Genomic DNA, 14,898 nt, shown 5'->3' with positions numbered 1-14,898 from the left:
ATGGCCATGCAAGGGCAGAAATGCAGCGGATCACCGCGGAGACGCGGGGGAGACCCGGAGACGTTCGCGCCGCTTCAGGGAGCGCCTGAGTGTGCCTCTCCTTGCTAACTGCCGCTACATGATGACGCGAGGGTTCGACAGGAGGCGCGCGAGCTCGGTTTTATCTCGTCTGCTTCGTCTGCTTCGTCTGCTTCTGCGCTCGTCGCGCGGCCGAGGGGCGACCCTGCCGGCGTCCTCTCGCGGGGTCTCCTCGCCGGCAGCAAGTCGGCGGGGGCGGCGACCGGCGTGACAGCGCGGCGCGGCGGCGACCTCGGTGCGCCGCCCTCCCGGAGGTCCCCCGTCGCGTCGTCGACGAGCTCGAGCCTCCGTCCAGATTCGACCGCGATGTGTGATCACGGCGACACCGCCCGGGAATTCATCGGGGCCGTACGGTAGGCCCCGCGCAAGCGAGGCCTCCACATCGAGAACCCGCCACCTCGCCGACTCATTCCCCGCATTCTGCACGAGGAAGATCGAGCGAGGCGCGCCGAGGCAGGTGCCCCTGCCCGCCGGGATGCCTTTGTCGAGGCACATTGGACCGCTTGGGGCCCCTGGAGTCCCGTCCCGCATGAAAATCGTCGAAATCCGCGCCACCACCGTCACCGTGCCGCTAGAAGCGCCCCTGCGTCACGCCAACGGATGTCACTGGGGCCGTTTCGTGCGCACGATCGTCGAGATCGAGGCGGATAACGGGCTGATCGGCCTCGGTGAGATGGGCGGCGGCGGCGAGTCGGCCGAGGCCGTGTTCCGGGCGATGAAGGGCTACCTCGTCGGCCACGATCCCGCCCGCCTCGAGGAGATGCGGTTCAAGATCGCGAACCCGACGGCCTCTCTTTATAACAACCGCACCCAGGTCCTCGCCGCGCTGGAGTTCGCGTGCCTCGACCTGCTCGGACAGGCCTTCGGCGTGCCGGTCCACGATCTCCTCGGCGGCAAGCTGCAGGACGAGGTGCCGTTCGCGTCCTACCTCTTCTTCCGCTACCCGAACGCCGACGGGTCAGGCGAGGTGCGGACGCCAACGCAGCTCGTCGAGCAGGCGAAGGCGCTGAAGAAGGCGCACGGGTTCACCTCGCACAAGCTCAAGGGCGGCGTGTTCCACCCGGACTACGAGCTCGAGTGTTACCGCGCGGTCGCCGCCGCCGTGGGCGAGGATCGCGTCCGCTTCGATCCGAACGCGGTCTGGTCGACGGAGCAGGGAATCCGCTTCGGGCAGGCGATCGAGGACCTGAACAACGACTACCTCGAGGACCCCGTCTTCGGCCTCCACGCGATGCGGCGCACCCGCGAGAAGGTGCGGATGCCGCTCGCGACGAACACCGTGGTCGTGGGCTTCGAGCAGCTCGCCGCGAACGTCCTCGACACGGCGGTGGACGTCATCCTGCTCGACACGACGTTCTGGGGCGGCATCCGGCCGTGCGTGAAGGCGGCGGGGATCTGCGAGACGTTCGGCCTCGGCGTCGCCGTCCACTCCTCGGGCGAGCTCGGCGTGCAGCTCGCGACGATGCTGCACCTCGGCGCCGTCATCCCGAACCTCTCGTTCGCGGCCGACGCGCACTATCACCACCTGCGCGACGACGTGATCCAGGGAGGCCCGCTCCCGTACAGGAACGGCCGTATCCGCGTCCCCGCCGGTCCCGGCCTGGGCGTCCGCCTCGATCGCGAGAAGCTCGCTCACTACGCCGAGGAGTACCGCCGGCTGGGCTCCTATCCGTACGACAAGGACCCGCTGCGGCCGGCCTGGTGCGCGACCGTGCCGAACGACCGCTGGGCCGATCCGAAGGACGACCGAACCCCCGAGGTGCCGAGATGACCCTCGCCGAGCGCGTGGCCGCGGCCGTCGACGCCGCGCCCATCATCGATCTTCACACCCACCTCTTCGCGCCCCAGTTCCCCGCGCTGAACCTCTGGGGCGTCGACGAGCTGCTCACGTACCATTACCTCGTCGCCGAGACCCTGCGCGCCGAGCCGAAGGTCACGCCCGAGGCGTTCTTCGCGCTCGACAAGAAGGCGCAGGCCGATCTCGTGTGGGCGTCGCTCTTCGTCCGCCGATCGCCGCTGTCCGAGGCCACCGCGGGCGTGGCGACGGTGCTCGCCGCGTTCGGGCTCGACCCCGCCGCGCCGGATCTGCGCGAGGCCCGCGCCTTCTTTGCCGAGCGCCGGGTCGAGGATCACCTCGAGGACGTGCTGCGGCTCTCGGGGGTGAGCGCGCTCGCGATGACGAACGATCCGACCGACCCGGTGGAGCGCGCGGTCTGGGACTCGGGCGCCACGCCCGATCCTCGGTTCTACACGGCGCTGCGCCTCGATCGGCTCATCCTCACGGAGGATCTCGCGCCCGAGCTCGAGCGGTGGATCGCCCGCATGCGGCCGCGCTACCTGGCGATCTCGGTCAACGAGGTCTCGGCGCCGCCCCGGGCCGTGCTGGACGCGTGCCGCGATCACGGGCTGCCGTTCGCCATGATGATCGGCGTCCGGCGCGCGGTGAACCCCCGCCTCGGCGTGGCCGGCGACGGGGTGAGCACGGTCGACCTGACCCCGCTCGAGCGGCTCGCCGGCGAGAACCCCGACGTGCGCTTCCTCGTCACGACGCTCGCGCGCGAGAACACGCACCCCCTCTGCGTCGTGGCGCGCAAGTTCGCGAACGTCCTGCCGTTCGGCTGCTGGTGGTTCATGAACAACCCGAGCCTCATCGAGGAGACGACGATGATGCGCCTGGAGATGCTCGGGCCGACCTTCGTGCCGCAGCACTCCGACGCGCGCGTCCTCGATCAGCTGATCTACAAGTGGCGCCACTCGCGGCGGTCGATCGCTTCAGCGCTGACCCGGCGCTACGGGGCGATGCCCGTCCCGCCGACCGACGCGCAGATCGAGCGCGACGCGCGGGCGCTCCTCGGAGGCATCGCGAAGGAATGGCTGGGATCATGACGAGCCGCTTCGACATCTCGGGCCGCACGGCCGTCGTGGTCGGTGGCACCTCCGGTATCGGGCGCGCGATCGCCCTCGGCCTCGCCGAGGCGGGTGCCCACACCGTCGCCACGGGCACCCGCGCGGACCGCGCGCAGGCGGTCGCCGCCGAGATCCGCGAGCGGGGCGTCCGCTCGATCGAGGCGGCGTGCGACGTCGGCGATCGCGCGACGCTCGACGCCCTGCGCGACCGCGTGATCGAGGCGTTCGGCGGCGTCGACATCCTCGTCAACTGCGCCGGTCGGACCTTCCGGAAGCCCACCGCCGAGGTGGGAGAGGCCGAGTGGGGCAGCCTGCTCGACACCAACGTCACCGGCATGCTGCGCGCCTGCCAGGCCTTCCATGGCCCGTTGAAGGACAGCGGCCGGGGCCGCATCGTCAACATCGCCTCGCTGTCGAGCTTCGTCGCGTTCCACGAGGTCGCGGCCTACGGGGCGTCGAAGGCGGCGGTGCTGGCGCTCACCCGGAGCCTCGGCGCCGAGTGGGCGAAGCACGGTATCCGGACGAACGCGCTCGTGCCGGGCGTGTTCGTGACGGACCTCAACCGCGCCCTCCTCAACGGCACAGGGCGCGGGCAGGAGCTGCTCGCTCGCACGCCCCTCGGCCGCTTCGGCGACACGCAGGAGCTGGTCGGCGCTGCCCTCTTTCTCTGCTCTGACGCGGTGAGCTTCATCACCGGTACGAGCATCACAGTCGATGGTGGATTCCTCGCCTCCGGGGTGAACCAATGACCGCAGCGTCTCCCGTGGCCCCGGCGACCGCCGGCGTCATGTCCCGCACGCGCTGGACCATCTGCGCGCTCCTCTTCTTCGCGACGACGATCAACTACCTCGATCGGCAGCTGTTCTCCCTGCTGATCCCGTTCTTCGAGAACGAGCTGCGCCTCGGGCCGACGGACCTCGCGCTCATCAACGTGAGCTTCCTGCTCGCCTACGGCTTCGGCATGGTGTTCGTCGGTCGCTGGATCGACCGCGTCGGGCCGCGCAAGGGGCTCAGCGCGACGTTCCTGCTCTGGAACCTCGCCTCGGCCGGCCACGCCATCGTCGGCAGCTTCGCCGGCTTCGCCGGCATCCGCTTCCTGCTCGGGGTCGGCGAGGCCGGCAACTTCCCGGCCGCCGTCCGCACCGTGGCCGAGTGGTTCCCCAAGAAGGAGAGGGCGCTCGCGACCGGGCTGTTCAACTGCGGCTCGAACGTCGGCGCCATCCTGGCCCCGCTCCTGGCGGTGCGCATCGCGGAGGCGTACGGGTGGCGCACCTGCTTCCTCATCCTGGGCGGCGCCGGCGTCGTGTGGATCTTCTTCTGGACGCGCCTCTACCGGCGGCCCGAGGAGCACCCGAAGGTGTCGCCCGAGGAGCTCGCGCACATCCGCTCCGACGCGAAGGAGGCGACAGAGTCCCTCGGCGTCGGCGAGGTGTTCGGGATGCGGCCCGTGTACGCGGTCGCGGCGGCGAAGTTCTTCACCGACGCGCCGTGGTGGTTTTACCTCACCTGGCTACCGAAGTTCCTTGTCGGCGAGTTCAACCTGAAGCCGACGTTCATGGCCTACGCCATCCCCGTCGTGTTCCTCGTCGCGGACGGCGGCGCGATCGGCGGCGGCTGGCTGTCCTCCAGGCTCATCGCGAGCGGCCGCTCGGTCGGCACGGCGCGGAAGCTCGCGATGCTCGCGTGTGCGCTCTCCGCGGTGCCCGTCATGTCCGTCGGGCTCCTCGTCGATGTCCCGAGCGTCGCGGGCATCCCCACGATCTACGTCGCGGTCGCGATCCTGTCGCTCGCCGCGGCAGCGCACCAGGGCTGGAGCAGCAACCTCTACACGCTCGTCTCGGATGCCCTCCCGCGCCCGGCGATGGCCACGGTGGTCGGCGTCATGACCGCGTTCGGCGTCGTCGGCGGGGCGCTCTTCCAGATCTTCGTCGGCTGGGCGCTCACGGCCACGGGCTCGTACGCCCTGCCGTTCCTGCTCGCGGGGACGCTGTACCTCGTCGGCCTGCTCGCGCTGCACCTCATCCTGCCGCGCGTCGAGCCGGTCGCGCCGAAGCGGCGCGTGCCGAACGCGGCGGTCGTCGCCGGCGGCCTGGTGATGCTCGCCAGCATCGCCGGGCTGCAATTCGCCCTCAACCGCCCTGCGTACACCTCTGTCGACCAGTACCGGGCGACGCGGCCGGCCCAGCTGAAAGCGACGGGCGCGCCGGTCGAGGGCCCCGCCGCCCACGTGGGCTGGATGGACGCGCGCTGGTACTTCTGGCCGACGGACGCGGGGACCAAGGCGGAGCTCGTCAAGTTCGACCGCGATGGGCGGCCCATCGTCGAGGGGAAGGGCGCTTCTGCCAAGGGCTACACAGGCCCGTCCGCCGCGGAGGTCGAGTCGTCCCGCGCGCCAGGAGGCGATAGGTAATCACCGCCATCGGCCCGCCTCATCGCGATCTCCGCGATGGAGGCGGCCCCTTGAACCCTGCTTGTCCACCAGCTCTTCCGCCACGCGGCCTGCACCACTGCAAGGTATTCATGTCCTTCACGCTCCGTGATCCTTCCACTTGCCGCTGGGATCTCGTGTCCCTCGGCGAGGTCATGCTGCGCCTCGATCCCGGCGACGGGCGGATCTCCACCGCCCGCAGCTTTCACGCCTGGGAGGGCGGCGGCGAGTACAACGTCGCCCGCGGCCTGCGCCGCTGTTTCCGGCTCAGGTCGGCCATCGTGACCGCCCTCGCGGACAACCCCGTCGGCCGCCTGCTCGAAGATCTGATGCTGCAGGGCGGCGTGGATCTCACGCACGTCCGCTGGGCGACGCACGACGGCGTGGGGCGCCTCGTGCGCAACGGCCTGAACTTCACCGAGCGGGGCTTCGGCATCCGCGGGGCGGTCGGCCTCTCGGACCGTGGCCACACGGCCGCGTCTCAGCTGAAGCCCGGCGAGATCGACTGGGATACGATCTTCGGCGCCCAGGGCGCGCGGTGGTTCCATACCGGCGGTATCTTCGCCGCGCTCTCCGAGACCACGCCTTCCGTGGCGAAGGAGGCGATGGAGGCGGCCAGGCGTCACGGCGTCGTCGTCTCCTACGATCTCAACTACCGCCCGTCGCTCTGGAAATCGATCGGTGGTCAGGCCCGCGCGCAGGAGGTCAATCGAGCGCTCGCGCCGTACGTCGATGTGATGCTGGGCAACGAGGAGGATTTCACGGCTGCCCTGGGCTTCGAGGTCGAGGGCGTCGACGAGGGGCACGCCAACCTGCGCGTCGGCGCGTTCGAGAGCATGATCGAGCGTGTCCTCTCGGTGTTCCCGAACATCCAGGCGGTGGCGACGACGCTCCGCGTGGCGACCTCGGCGACGCGCAACGACTGGAGCGCGGTGCTGTACCAGGGCGGCCAGCTCTACAAGGCGCCCGAGCGCAAGGACCTGGAGATCTTCGACCGCGTGGGCGGCGGCGACTCGTTCGCCTCGGGGCTCATCTACGGCTTCTTGATGGGCAAGGGGCCGCAGTGGGCGGTCGATTGCGGCGCGGCGCACGGGGCGCTCGCGATGACGACGCCCGGCGACACGACGATGGCGACCCTCGATGAAGTGCTCAAGGCGATGAAGATGGGCACGTCCCGGGTGGACCGATGAACAAGCAATCCGTGCTCGAGTGGATCGCGCGCGGGCGCATCGTCCCTGTGGTGCGCGCCGGCTCGGCCGGCGAGGCGCTGCAGGCGGTCGAGGCCCTCCTCGAGGGGGGGATCGACGTGCTCGAGATCACGATGACCGTGCCCGGCGCGGTCGAGGTCGTGCGCGAGGTCGCCGCGCGCCACGGCGAGCGGGCGCTGGTCGGCGCGGGGACGGTCCTGGACGCTCGCACCGCCGAGGCGTGCGTCGAGGCCGGGGCGCGCTTCGTGGTCAGCCCCGCGCTCGACGAGGCAACCGTGAGGGCCTGCGTCGCGATGAACGTCGTCCACGCTCCCGGCGCGCTCACGCCCACCGAGGTCGTGGCGGCGCACCGGGCGGGCGGAGATGTCGTGAAGGTGTTCCCCTGCGACGCCCTCGGCGGCGCCTCGTACCTCAAATCGCTCAAGGCGCCTCTGCCCCATATCCCGCTCATGCCCACGGGCGGCGTGACGCTGGAGAACGTGGGCACCTTCTTCGCTGCCGGCGCGGTGGCGGTCGGCGTCGGCAGCAACCTCGTGGATCTCAAGCTCCTGCGCGACGGGCGGCGCGACGAGCTCGTCGCCCGCGCCCGCGCGTTCTGCGACGCGGGCCGCGCGCCCTGAGGGAGCGCGCAGGAGGCGCGCCCGCCGTTCACCCTGTCGATTCCAGCGGCTCCCCGGGCGGAGACGGGCGTGGTGCGCGCGCTGCGCGGTGCGACGTAAAACGTAGTTAAAACCAATAGTTGCGGCGTTTGCAGGGGATTCCTGGCGCCATGGATAACCCAGGGGCTTCGAACATGAATCAATCGAAGGTTGCGAACCTAGTCGGTGCGTCGATTTTCTTCGTGGCGGCGGTCGCGCACGCCCAGACCCCCCCGCCGGCGCCGGACGCGACGGCTCCGCAGGCCGCTGCGCCGGCCGCGCCGGCGGACGCGCAGGCGGACGCGCAGGCGCCGGCCACGCCGCCTGCGGACGTGGCTGCTCCGGCGGCGCCGCCGGCGGAGGCCGTCAAGCCGGCCGCCAAGGATCCTGTTCCGGTGACCTCCAAGTGGAAGGCCACGATCTACGGGATGGCGGAGTTCGACATCATGCACGACACCACCGAGAGCTTCGGGGAGTCGGTGGGGGCCACGGTCATCCAGCGCGAGGACACCTACGCCGGCTCGCACGGCCGCACGCACTTCACGGCGCGTAACTCCAGGTTCGGCGTCAGGGTGAACGCGCCCGAGGTGTCCGGGATCAAGACCACGGCCGTGCTGGAGCTCGACTTCTTCGGCAATCAGCCGCCCACCGTCTCCGAGGCCTCGCTGGTCAGCAGCGGCACCTTCCGCTTGCGTCAGGCCCACATCAAGGTCGAGTCGGACTACGTCGACCTGCTGATCGGACAGGGCTATCACCTGTTCGGGTGGCAGCCGTTCTTCTTCCCGGCCACCACGTCCTTCTTCCCGGTGATGAACCAGGTCTTCGGGAGGATGCCGCAGCTGCGCGTCGGCCACAACTTCAAGTCGGACGCCGCCAACGTGGAGATCGCCGCTGCCGTCCTCAAGCCGCCGCAGCGCGACTCCGAGGTGCCGGACATGCAGGCGGGGTTGCGCATCGGCGTCAACGGCTGGAAGGGAATCCACACGCTCGGCGCCGGCGGGATGTTGCACGACCCGCTGTCGATCGGCGTCTCGGGCGTGTTCCGCCATCTCAGGGTCAACGAGCACTCCGCGACCCCAACCGAGCTGCGCTCGGCCAACGGCTACGGGCTCTCGGTCGACGCGATGATCCCGATCATCCCGGCCGAGGCGCTGGACGACCCCGGGAACGCGCTGACGTTGACCGGCTCGTTCTTCTCTGGCACGGGCATCGCGGACATCGTCGGCGTCGCGAGCAACGTGCCGCACCCGCCGCTCCCTGACGGAGCCGTCTATACGCCGAACATCGACAACGGCCTCGTCGTGTACGACGCGAACAACAACCTGAAGACGATCGGCTGGACGGGGTTCATGGTCGGGCTCCAGTACTATCTGCCGCCCTCGGGGCGCTTCTCCGTCTCCGGCAACTACACCCAGGGGTCGAACGACCGGGTGACGGAGGAGAACGGCTACCTCGCGCTCCGCACGGCCTACCACGAGTCGCGCTACATCGACGGCAACCTGTTCGCCGACATCACGCCGGCCATCCGCGCGGGCCTCTCGTTCCAGTACTCGGAGCAGACCTTCGCGGACGGCGTGACCGCGACCAACGAGCGCATCAAGCTGTCCCTCTACAGCTTCTTCTGAGCGACGGCGGTGGGCGACCCGATCCGGGGGGCGGCGAGCCGACCTGGGGCGGGTGACGATCCTCGGCGAGAACGCTCCGGATCGAGCGGTCGGAAGCGTACTATCGCTCCCGACCGACCATGGATGCCGTCACGACCTACGAGGTCTTCTCCGCCGCGCAGTGGGCCGGCCTGCGCGCGGCCACGCCGCTGCCCCTCACCGAGGGCGACCTGATGGTCCTTCGGGGCCTCAACGAGCGGCTCTCGCTCGACGAGGTCGCGACGATCTACTTGCCGCTCTCGCGGCTGCTCAACCTGCACGTCGGCGCCGCGCAGCAGCTCCGCCGTGTGAAGGACACCTTCCTCGGCCGCCCCGTCGGGCGGCGGCCTTTCGTGATCGGCATCGCGGGCTCGGTCGCGGTGGGCAAGAGCACGACCGCGCGCGTGCTGCAGGCGCTGCTCGCGCGGTGGCCCGACCACCCGCGGGTGGATCTGGTGACCACCGACGGCTTCCTGTACCCCAACGCGGTGCTCGCCTCGCGCGCCGGCCTGCACCGCAAGGGCTTTCCCGAGAGCTATGATCTGCGGCGGCTCGTGCAGTTCCTCGCCGACCTGGAGGCCGGCGTCGAAGCGATCGACGTGCCGGTGTACTCGCACGCGACTTACGACGTGGTCGCCGGGAAGGCGCAGACCGTGAGGCAGCCCGACATCGTGATCCTCGAGGGGCTGAACGTCCTGCAGGGCCCCGAGCGCGCCGCGGCGATCGCCGTCAGCGACTTCTTTGACCTCGGGATCTACGTCCATGCGGACGAGGCCGACCTCGAGCGATGGTACATCGAGCGCTTCCTCACGCTGCGGGCCACGGCGTTCCGCGACCCGTCGTCCTATTTTCACCGCTATGCCGCGATGGGCGACGACGAGGCGCGCGCGTTCGCGCTCCAGATCTGGCGCACGATCAACGGCCCCAACCTCACCGAGAACATCCTGCCGACGCGCGCGCGCGCCGACGTCGTGCTCGAGAAGGGGCCTGACCACGCGGTGCGCGCCGTGCATCTCCGCCGACTCTGACCCAAGAGGAGGATTGTTGTCATGGACTGGAAAGAGAGCTGTCGCTCCCGCCTTCGTGAGCACCTCGACGCGCACGGTGACATCGCTCCGCCGTGGGAGCGCTTCCCCGACTACGAGCGCTACACGATCGGCTGGCGCATGGGCTCCGGTGAAGACTGGCTGGGGATGTGGTGGGTCTTTCTCGAACAGCTCGCGCCGGACCGCGAAACACGCGTCGCCTACCTGCGGCGCCACCCTCCCGCGCCGATCACCTGGGCAGAGGCCGTTCACAAGGTCTTGCACCCGACGGAGGAACGGGCAGATGACGAGGACGGCGACGAGGAGGACGGCGGCGAGGAGGACGGCGGCGAGGAGGACCCGAGCGCGGCGGCCGCGCGTCGATCGGCGCTCCTGGAGCAGGGGTTCATCGCGGTCGACGTCTCCTTCACCATCTGGCTCAGCCAGCAGGACGGCGTGCGTTGGCCATGGGAATCGTACGAGACGCCCGAGAAGGCGGCCCGCTACAACACCCGCGAGCTCTGGTTCTGGTCGCGCCAGGTGGCCGAGCTCCGAAGAGGCGACGGGTGGATGCCTCCCGCCGTGCCGGAGGGTTGGCGAGCGTGCGCGACCGCGCTCGCGAGCGGCGACGCAGAGCCGATCGCGCCTCGCGACGGGCTCCTTTCGCTGGCTCGACTGCTCTGCGCCGGGGACGTCAAGGCGCCCTGGCAGCTCGGCTTGGAGCTCGCCGACTTCGCCGATTCGTTTGACGACGACATGGGTTACGTCGACGCGTTTCGCTTGTGGGGAATGTCCGCCTTCGACGACGCCCACCAGCTGCGTAGCTACCTCGAGGCCACCCGAGTCCCGCCGGGTTGGGAGGCCTGGATCGCGGAACAATTCCCGGTGGATTGAGCGGCGGAACCGGTCTGGCCGACTCGCCCTGGGTCAGCCGACGCAACCTGGGTCAGGTCGCCACCCTGCCCGTGATACGGCACGACGGCGACTGGCTCGAACACCGCGTCACATTGTCGTTATCGCCGGTATACAAGAAATTCATGGCGACGATTTGTCGTAAACCCGGTTCGAGCCCGCGCTCCACCGTGAAACGGCGCGCATCGAGCGACCAACAGAGGACATCGCCGCGTGGCACCGATGTTGCTCAACAACCGATGTTGCTCGACATCCACGAGCATTCGATGGAGGTGTGACGATGTCGTTCAGATCCGAGCGCGTCGCTGCGATCGACCGGCCGGGCCAGGGCCGCGAAGCGCCCCGGCCGCCCACCTCGCAGCCTGCTCCGGCGCGGCATCGGATCCCGGTGGCGTCGGCGCTCCGGCGCTGCCTTGGCAAGGGGTACGGCCTCGGGGATCTCCGGGCCGACCTCCTGGCAGGCACCGTCGTCGGCGTCGTGGCGCTCCCTCTCTCCATGGCCCTCGCCATCGCGGTGGGGGCTCCTCCTCAGCACGGGCTCTACACGGCGATCGTGGCCGGCGCGCTGGTGGCGCTGCTGGGCGGCTGCAAGTTCCAGGTCACCGGCCCGACGGCGGCCTTCGTGGTGATCCTCGCGCCGATCGTCGCGGAGCACGGGCTGTCCGGGCTGATGACGGCCGGGCTCCTGGCCGGCGTGCTGCTCGTGATCATGGGGCTCGCGCGGCTCGGCCGGCTCATCGAATACATCCCGTATCCGGTGACCACGGGCTTCACCGCCGGGATCGCCACCGTGATCGCGACGCTCCAGGTGAAGGACGTCCTGGGCCTCCAGGCCGGGCCGCTCCCGGAGCACTACACCGCCAAGGTGTCGGCCTTGTGGGCCGCGCGCGGGACGGCCGACCTCTTCGAGCTTTCGGTCGCCGCCTCGACGCTCGCCCTGCTCTTGCTCGTCCCCCGCGTCATCAAGAAGGTGCCGGCGCCCCTCATCGCCATCACCGTCGTGTCGCTCGCCGCGGCGGCCGTCGACGCGGTTTACCCCGCGTTCTCCGTGGCGACGATCGGCAGCCGCTTTCGCTCCACGGTCGGCGGGGTAGAGATCGCCGGGATCCCGTCGATCCTCCCGACGCCCTCGCTGCCGTGGGGCGACGGGCTCTCGCTCGAGCTCGTGAGGGAGCTGCTCCCCGCCGCCTTCGCGATCGCCATGCTCGGCGCCATCGAATCGCTGCTGTCGGCGGTCATCGCCGACGGCATGACAGGGACCAAGCACGATCCGGACTCGGAGCTCATCGGCCTCGGTGTCGGGAACATCGTTGCGCCGATCTTCGGCGGCATCGCGGCGACCGGAGCGCTCGCGCGGACGGCCACGAACATCCGGGCTGGCGCGCGCTCTCCGATCGCGTCCGTGACCCACGCCGCGGTCGTCCTCCTGTCGATCCTCGTCTTCGCCCCGCTCGTGGCCTACGTCCCCATGGCGTCGCTGGCGGCGCTGCTGCTGCTCGTCGCGTGGAACATGTCCGAGCTCCACCATTTCATCCGTCTCGTGAGGCTCGCGCCGAGGAGCGATGTGTTCGTGCTCCTGACCTGTTATGGGCTCACCGTCATCCTGGACATGGTGATCGCGGTGTCGGCCGGCGTGATCCTCGCCGCCATCCTCTTCATGCGCCGGATGGCCGAGCTGACAGGGAGCCGGACGGTGCTGGACGCCGCCGGCGGATCGAGCGAAGTCGAGCTCCCGAGGCGGGTCGCCCTCTACGAGATCAACGGCCCGCTGTTCTTCGGCGCCGCCCAGAAGGCGATGGCGGCGCTGCACGCCATCCGCGGGGACAGCTACGAGGTGATGATCCTCGACCTCGGCAAGGTGCCGTTCATCGACAGCACGGGGTTCGTCGCCCTCGAGAACGCGCTCGACGGGCTCGCGCGGCGCCAGAAGGCGGTGATCCTCGCCGGTCCGCTGCCCAGGCCGCGCGAGATCTTCGACAAGGCGCGCCTCCCGGAGCGGTCGCAGCGCGTGTACGTCGCGGAGGATCTGGCGGCGGCGCTCCGCCTCGCCGGCGAGCTGGTGAACGGCTGAGCGCTCGCCGCCGGCAGAGGTCCGCGGCATCGCTCCTCTCTCGCCGGACACCCCTGCGGCCTCTGCGCGCGCCGCGCGGCGCGCTACTTCAGCGCGTCGCTCAGCCGGGCCGCCTGCGTCGCCAGGTAGTTCTGCTCCGGGATGCTCGTCGTGCGGCTGGCCGCGCGCCTGTAGTGCGCGATCGCCGCCTCGCGATCGCCGGCCCGCTCCAGGAGGTGCGCGCGGGCGGCGTCGAGGCGGTGATGACCCGAGAGGCGCGCGTCGGCGTCGAGCGCGTTCAGCAGATCGAGCCCCGCCCGAGGGCCGTGCACCATGGCGGTCGCGATCGCGTGGCTGAGCGCCACCATCGGGTTGTCGGACATCCGCATCAGCACGCCGTACAGCGCCAGGATCTGCGGCCAGTCCGTGTCCTCGGCCCGCGCCGCCTCGTCGTGCACCGCCGCGATCGCGGCTTGCAGCTGGTAGGCGCCGATCGAGCCCCGGGACAGCGCCGCGGTGACGAGCGCGACGCCCTCGGCGATCGCGTGCTGATCCCACAGGCCCCGATCCTGCTCCGCGAGCGGGATCAGCTCGCCCAGAGGCCCTGTCCGCGCCGCGCGCCGCGCGTCGGTCAGGAGCATGAGCGCGAGGAGGCCCGCGACCTCGCCGTCGTCCGGGAGGAGCGCGTGCACGGCGCGCGTCAGGCGGATCGCCTCGCCCGACAGATCGTCGCGGTGCAGCGCGGGGCCGGAGCTCGAGGTGTAGCCCTCGTTGAAGATCAGGTAGAGCACGTGCAGGACGGCGCCGAGGCGCCCTGCGCGCGCCTCGGGCGTCGGCCGCTCGAACGGCACGCCGGACGCCTTGATGCTCTGCTTCGCCCGGCTGATCCGCTGCGCCATGGTCGCCTCCGGGACCAGGAACGCCCTTGCGATCTCGGCCGTCGTCAGGCCGCCGACGGCGCGCAGGGTCAGCGCGATCGCGGACGGCGTGGACAGCGCGGGGTGGCAGCACATGAACAGCAAGGTGAGCGTGTCGTCCTCGAGCGCCGCCTCGTCGCCGTCGGCGGCGAGGGCGATCTGCAGCTCGGGCGGCACGAGGCTGACCACGATCGCCTCGCGGCGGCGGCGCGCCGCCTCGCTCCGGACGTGATCGGCGATGCGCCGCGACGCCACGTGGATCAGCCAGGCGCGCGGCTCGTCGGGGACGCCCTCGCGCGGCCACTGCGAGGCCGCCGCGATCAGCGCCTCCTGGACGGCGTCCTCCGCGGCGCCGAAATCTCGGAATCGCCGCATGACGGCGCCGAGCACCTGGGGCGCGAGATCGCGCAGCAGGCGCTCGGCCGTGGCGCCCTGGGACGGAGAGGTCACTACAGATCGCTGGGCGGCGCGCTCATCACCTCTCGCACCTCGATCCCCATGTTGAGCGGCGCGCCGCCGGGGCCGGGCGCGGCGGACGCTTGCGCGGCGATCTCGTACGCGCGCTCGGGGCTCTCGACGTCCACGATCCAGTAGCCGGCGAGGAACTCCTTGGTCTCCGGGAACACCCCGTCGGTGATCGGCGTGCCGTCCTTGCCAGCGCGCACGAGCTTGGCCTGATCGGGCCCCGCCAGGCCCTCGGCCGCCACGAGCTCGCCCGACGCGCTGAGCTTCCTGTGGAAGCTCTTCATGAACGCGATGTGCGCCTGGAAGTCCTTCTGCTGCCAGTTGGCGACCTGGTACGGCCCCCCAGACGGGGTGTTCATCATCAGGATGTACTTCATGATCGGCTCCTTCTCTTCGCTGTCGCCCCGGGATCGGGCGCGCGTTCGTGGGGTTGTCGGAGCCGAGGGCGGGTCCTCGACATCCCGGGCGACGATAGCGAAGAAATCCGAACCCCGACACAAGGGACGGCCGCATGTGGGTGTAGGTACGCCTGCGGCGCCAGCGGGAGTGTGCATGTCCGTCGTCGCGAGCGTGTGTCCTCCACGGCGCGATGTGCTCCATGGTCGCAGGTGGTCAGTAGAGGAGGGG

13 protein-coding genes are annotated in these 14,898 nt (G+C 70.4%); 11 read left to right on the top strand and 2 right to left on the bottom strand.

Annotation, left to right across the window (positions count from 1 at the left end; genetic code table 11):
* Positions 1–607 precede the first annotated feature (607 nt).
* From WMF34_RS26625 to dauA, 11 genes are all read left to right on the top strand, one after another.
* Complete coding sequence (locus tag WMF34_RS26625; protein WP_012237790.1) at positions 608–1,849, top strand: enolase C-terminal domain-like protein; 1,242 nt, start codon at positions 608–610, stop codon at positions 1,847–1,849.
* The gene (locus WMF34_RS26620) at positions 1,846–2,964 is read left to right on the top strand and encodes a hypothetical protein (protein WP_437989533.1); all 1,119 of its coding nucleotides are present in this window, start codon (positions 1,846–1,848) and stop codon (positions 2,962–2,964) included. Before WMF34_RS26625 ends, WMF34_RS26620 begins: the two co-directional genes overlap by 4 nt.
* A complete protein-coding gene (locus tag WMF34_RS26615) occupies positions 2,961–3,734 on the top strand; it encodes an SDR family NAD(P)-dependent oxidoreductase (protein ID WP_012237788.1) in 774 nt (257 codons plus the stop codon). The genes WMF34_RS26620 and WMF34_RS26615 overlap by 4 nt, the downstream gene beginning before the upstream one ends.
* Complete coding sequence (locus WMF34_RS26610) at positions 3,731–5,395, top strand: MFS transporter (RefSeq protein WP_437989532.1); 1,665 nt, start codon at positions 3,731–3,733, stop codon at positions 5,393–5,395. Before WMF34_RS26615 ends, WMF34_RS26610 begins: the two co-directional genes overlap by 4 nt.
* A 110-nt stretch (positions 5,396–5,505) precedes the next feature.
* Positions 5,506–6,603, top strand: coding sequence for a sugar kinase (locus WMF34_RS26605; protein ID WP_012237786.1), 1,098 nt, complete (start codon positions 5,506–5,508; stop codon positions 6,601–6,603).
* Positions 6,600–7,241 carry a bifunctional 4-hydroxy-2-oxoglutarate aldolase/2-dehydro-3-deoxy-phosphogluconate aldolase gene (locus WMF34_RS26600; RefSeq protein ID WP_437989531.1) on the top strand — a complete coding sequence of 214 codons (642 nt, stop codon included), beginning with the start codon at positions 6,600–6,602 and terminating at the stop codon, positions 7,239–7,241. The genes WMF34_RS26605 and WMF34_RS26600 overlap by 4 nt, the downstream gene beginning before the upstream one ends.
* 173 nt (positions 7,242–7,414) lie before the next feature.
* Positions 7,415–8,884, top strand: a complete 1,470-nt coding sequence (locus WMF34_RS26595; protein WP_437989530.1) for a hypothetical protein — start codon at positions 7,415–7,417, stop codon at positions 8,882–8,884.
* Between the two features lie 119 nt (positions 8,885–9,003).
* On the top strand, positions 9,004–9,930 hold the full coding sequence (gene coaA / locus WMF34_RS26590; RefSeq protein ID WP_012237783.1) for a type I pantothenate kinase: 927 nt from the start codon (positions 9,004–9,006) through the stop codon (positions 9,928–9,930).
* 21 nt (positions 9,931–9,951) lie between these two features.
* Positions 9,952–10,821, top strand: a complete 870-nt coding sequence (locus WMF34_RS26585) for a hypothetical protein (RefSeq protein ID WP_437989529.1) — start codon at positions 9,952–9,954, stop codon at positions 10,819–10,821.
* Positions 10,818–11,117 (top strand): hypothetical protein, encoded by a 300-nt coding sequence (locus tag WMF34_RS26580; protein ID WP_437989528.1) that lies wholly within the window; start codon positions 10,818–10,820, stop codon positions 11,115–11,117. Before WMF34_RS26585 ends, WMF34_RS26580 begins: the two co-directional genes overlap by 4 nt.
* Positions 11,118–11,119: 2 nt before the next feature.
* Positions 11,120–12,910, top strand: coding sequence for a C4-dicarboxylic acid transporter DauA (gene dauA / locus WMF34_RS26575; RefSeq protein WP_437989527.1), 1,791 nt, complete (start codon positions 11,120–11,122; stop codon positions 12,908–12,910).
* Between the two features lie 83 nt (positions 12,911–12,993).
* Here dauA and WMF34_RS26570 read toward each other — a convergent pair whose 3' ends face one another.
* The gene (locus tag WMF34_RS26570; RefSeq protein ID WP_437989526.1) at positions 12,994–14,256 is read right to left on the bottom strand and encodes an RNA polymerase sigma factor; all 1,263 of its coding nucleotides are present in this window, start codon (positions 14,254–14,256) and stop codon (positions 12,994–12,996) included.
* The gene (locus WMF34_RS26565) at positions 14,256–14,648 is read right to left on the bottom strand and encodes a YciI family protein (RefSeq protein ID WP_012237779.1); all 393 of its coding nucleotides are present in this window, start codon (positions 14,646–14,648) and stop codon (positions 14,256–14,258) included. Before WMF34_RS26565 ends, WMF34_RS26570 begins: the two co-directional genes overlap by 1 nt.
* Positions 14,649–14,898 lie beyond the last annotated feature (250 nt).

Source organism: Sorangium sp. So ce145, assembly GCF_051525985.1.
Lineage (GTDB): Bacteria > Myxococcota_A > Polyangia > Polyangiales > Polyangiaceae > Sorangium > Sorangium cellulosum_B.
The sequence above is the reverse complement of the archived record's forward strand: the minus strand, read 5'-3'. Positions and strand labels throughout refer to the sequence as shown.

Excerpts from the sequence above, each read along its gene's own strand:
- WMF34_RS26595 (WP_437989530.1), top strand. The coding sequence starts at position 7,415 with ATGAATCAATCGAAGGTTGCGAACCTAGTCGGTGCGTCGATTTTCTTC.
- coaA (WP_012237783.1), top strand. The coding sequence starts at position 9,004 with ATGGATGCCGTCACGACCTACGAGGTCTTCTCCGCCGCGCAGTGGGCC.
- WMF34_RS26585 (WP_437989529.1), top strand. The coding sequence starts at position 9,952 with ATGGACTGGAAAGAGAGCTGTCGCTCCCGCCTTCGTGAGCACCTCGAC.
- WMF34_RS26620 (WP_437989533.1), top strand. The coding sequence starts at position 1,846 with ATGACCCTCGCCGAGCGCGTGGCCGCGGCCGTCGACGCCGCGCCCATC.
- WMF34_RS26600 (WP_437989531.1), top strand. The coding sequence starts at position 6,600 with ATGAACAAGCAATCCGTGCTCGAGTGGATCGCGCGCGGGCGCATCGTC.
- WMF34_RS26610 (WP_437989532.1), top strand. The coding sequence starts at position 3,731 with ATGACCGCAGCGTCTCCCGTGGCCCCGGCGACCGCCGGCGTCATGTCC.
- dauA (WP_437989527.1), top strand. The coding sequence starts at position 11,120 with ATGTCGTTCAGATCCGAGCGCGTCGCTGCGATCGACCGGCCGGGCCAG.
- WMF34_RS26615 (WP_012237788.1), top strand. The coding sequence starts at position 2,961 with ATGACGAGCCGCTTCGACATCTCGGGCCGCACGGCCGTCGTGGTCGGT.
- WMF34_RS26605 (WP_012237786.1), top strand. The coding sequence starts at position 5,506 with ATGTCCTTCACGCTCCGTGATCCTTCCACTTGCCGCTGGGATCTCGTG.
- WMF34_RS26565 (WP_012237779.1), bottom strand. The coding sequence starts at position 14,648 with ATGAAGTACATCCTGATGATGAACACCCCGTCTGGGGGGCCGTACCAG.
- WMF34_RS26625 (WP_012237790.1), top strand. The coding sequence starts at position 608 with ATGAAAATCGTCGAAATCCGCGCCACCACCGTCACCGTGCCGCTAGAA.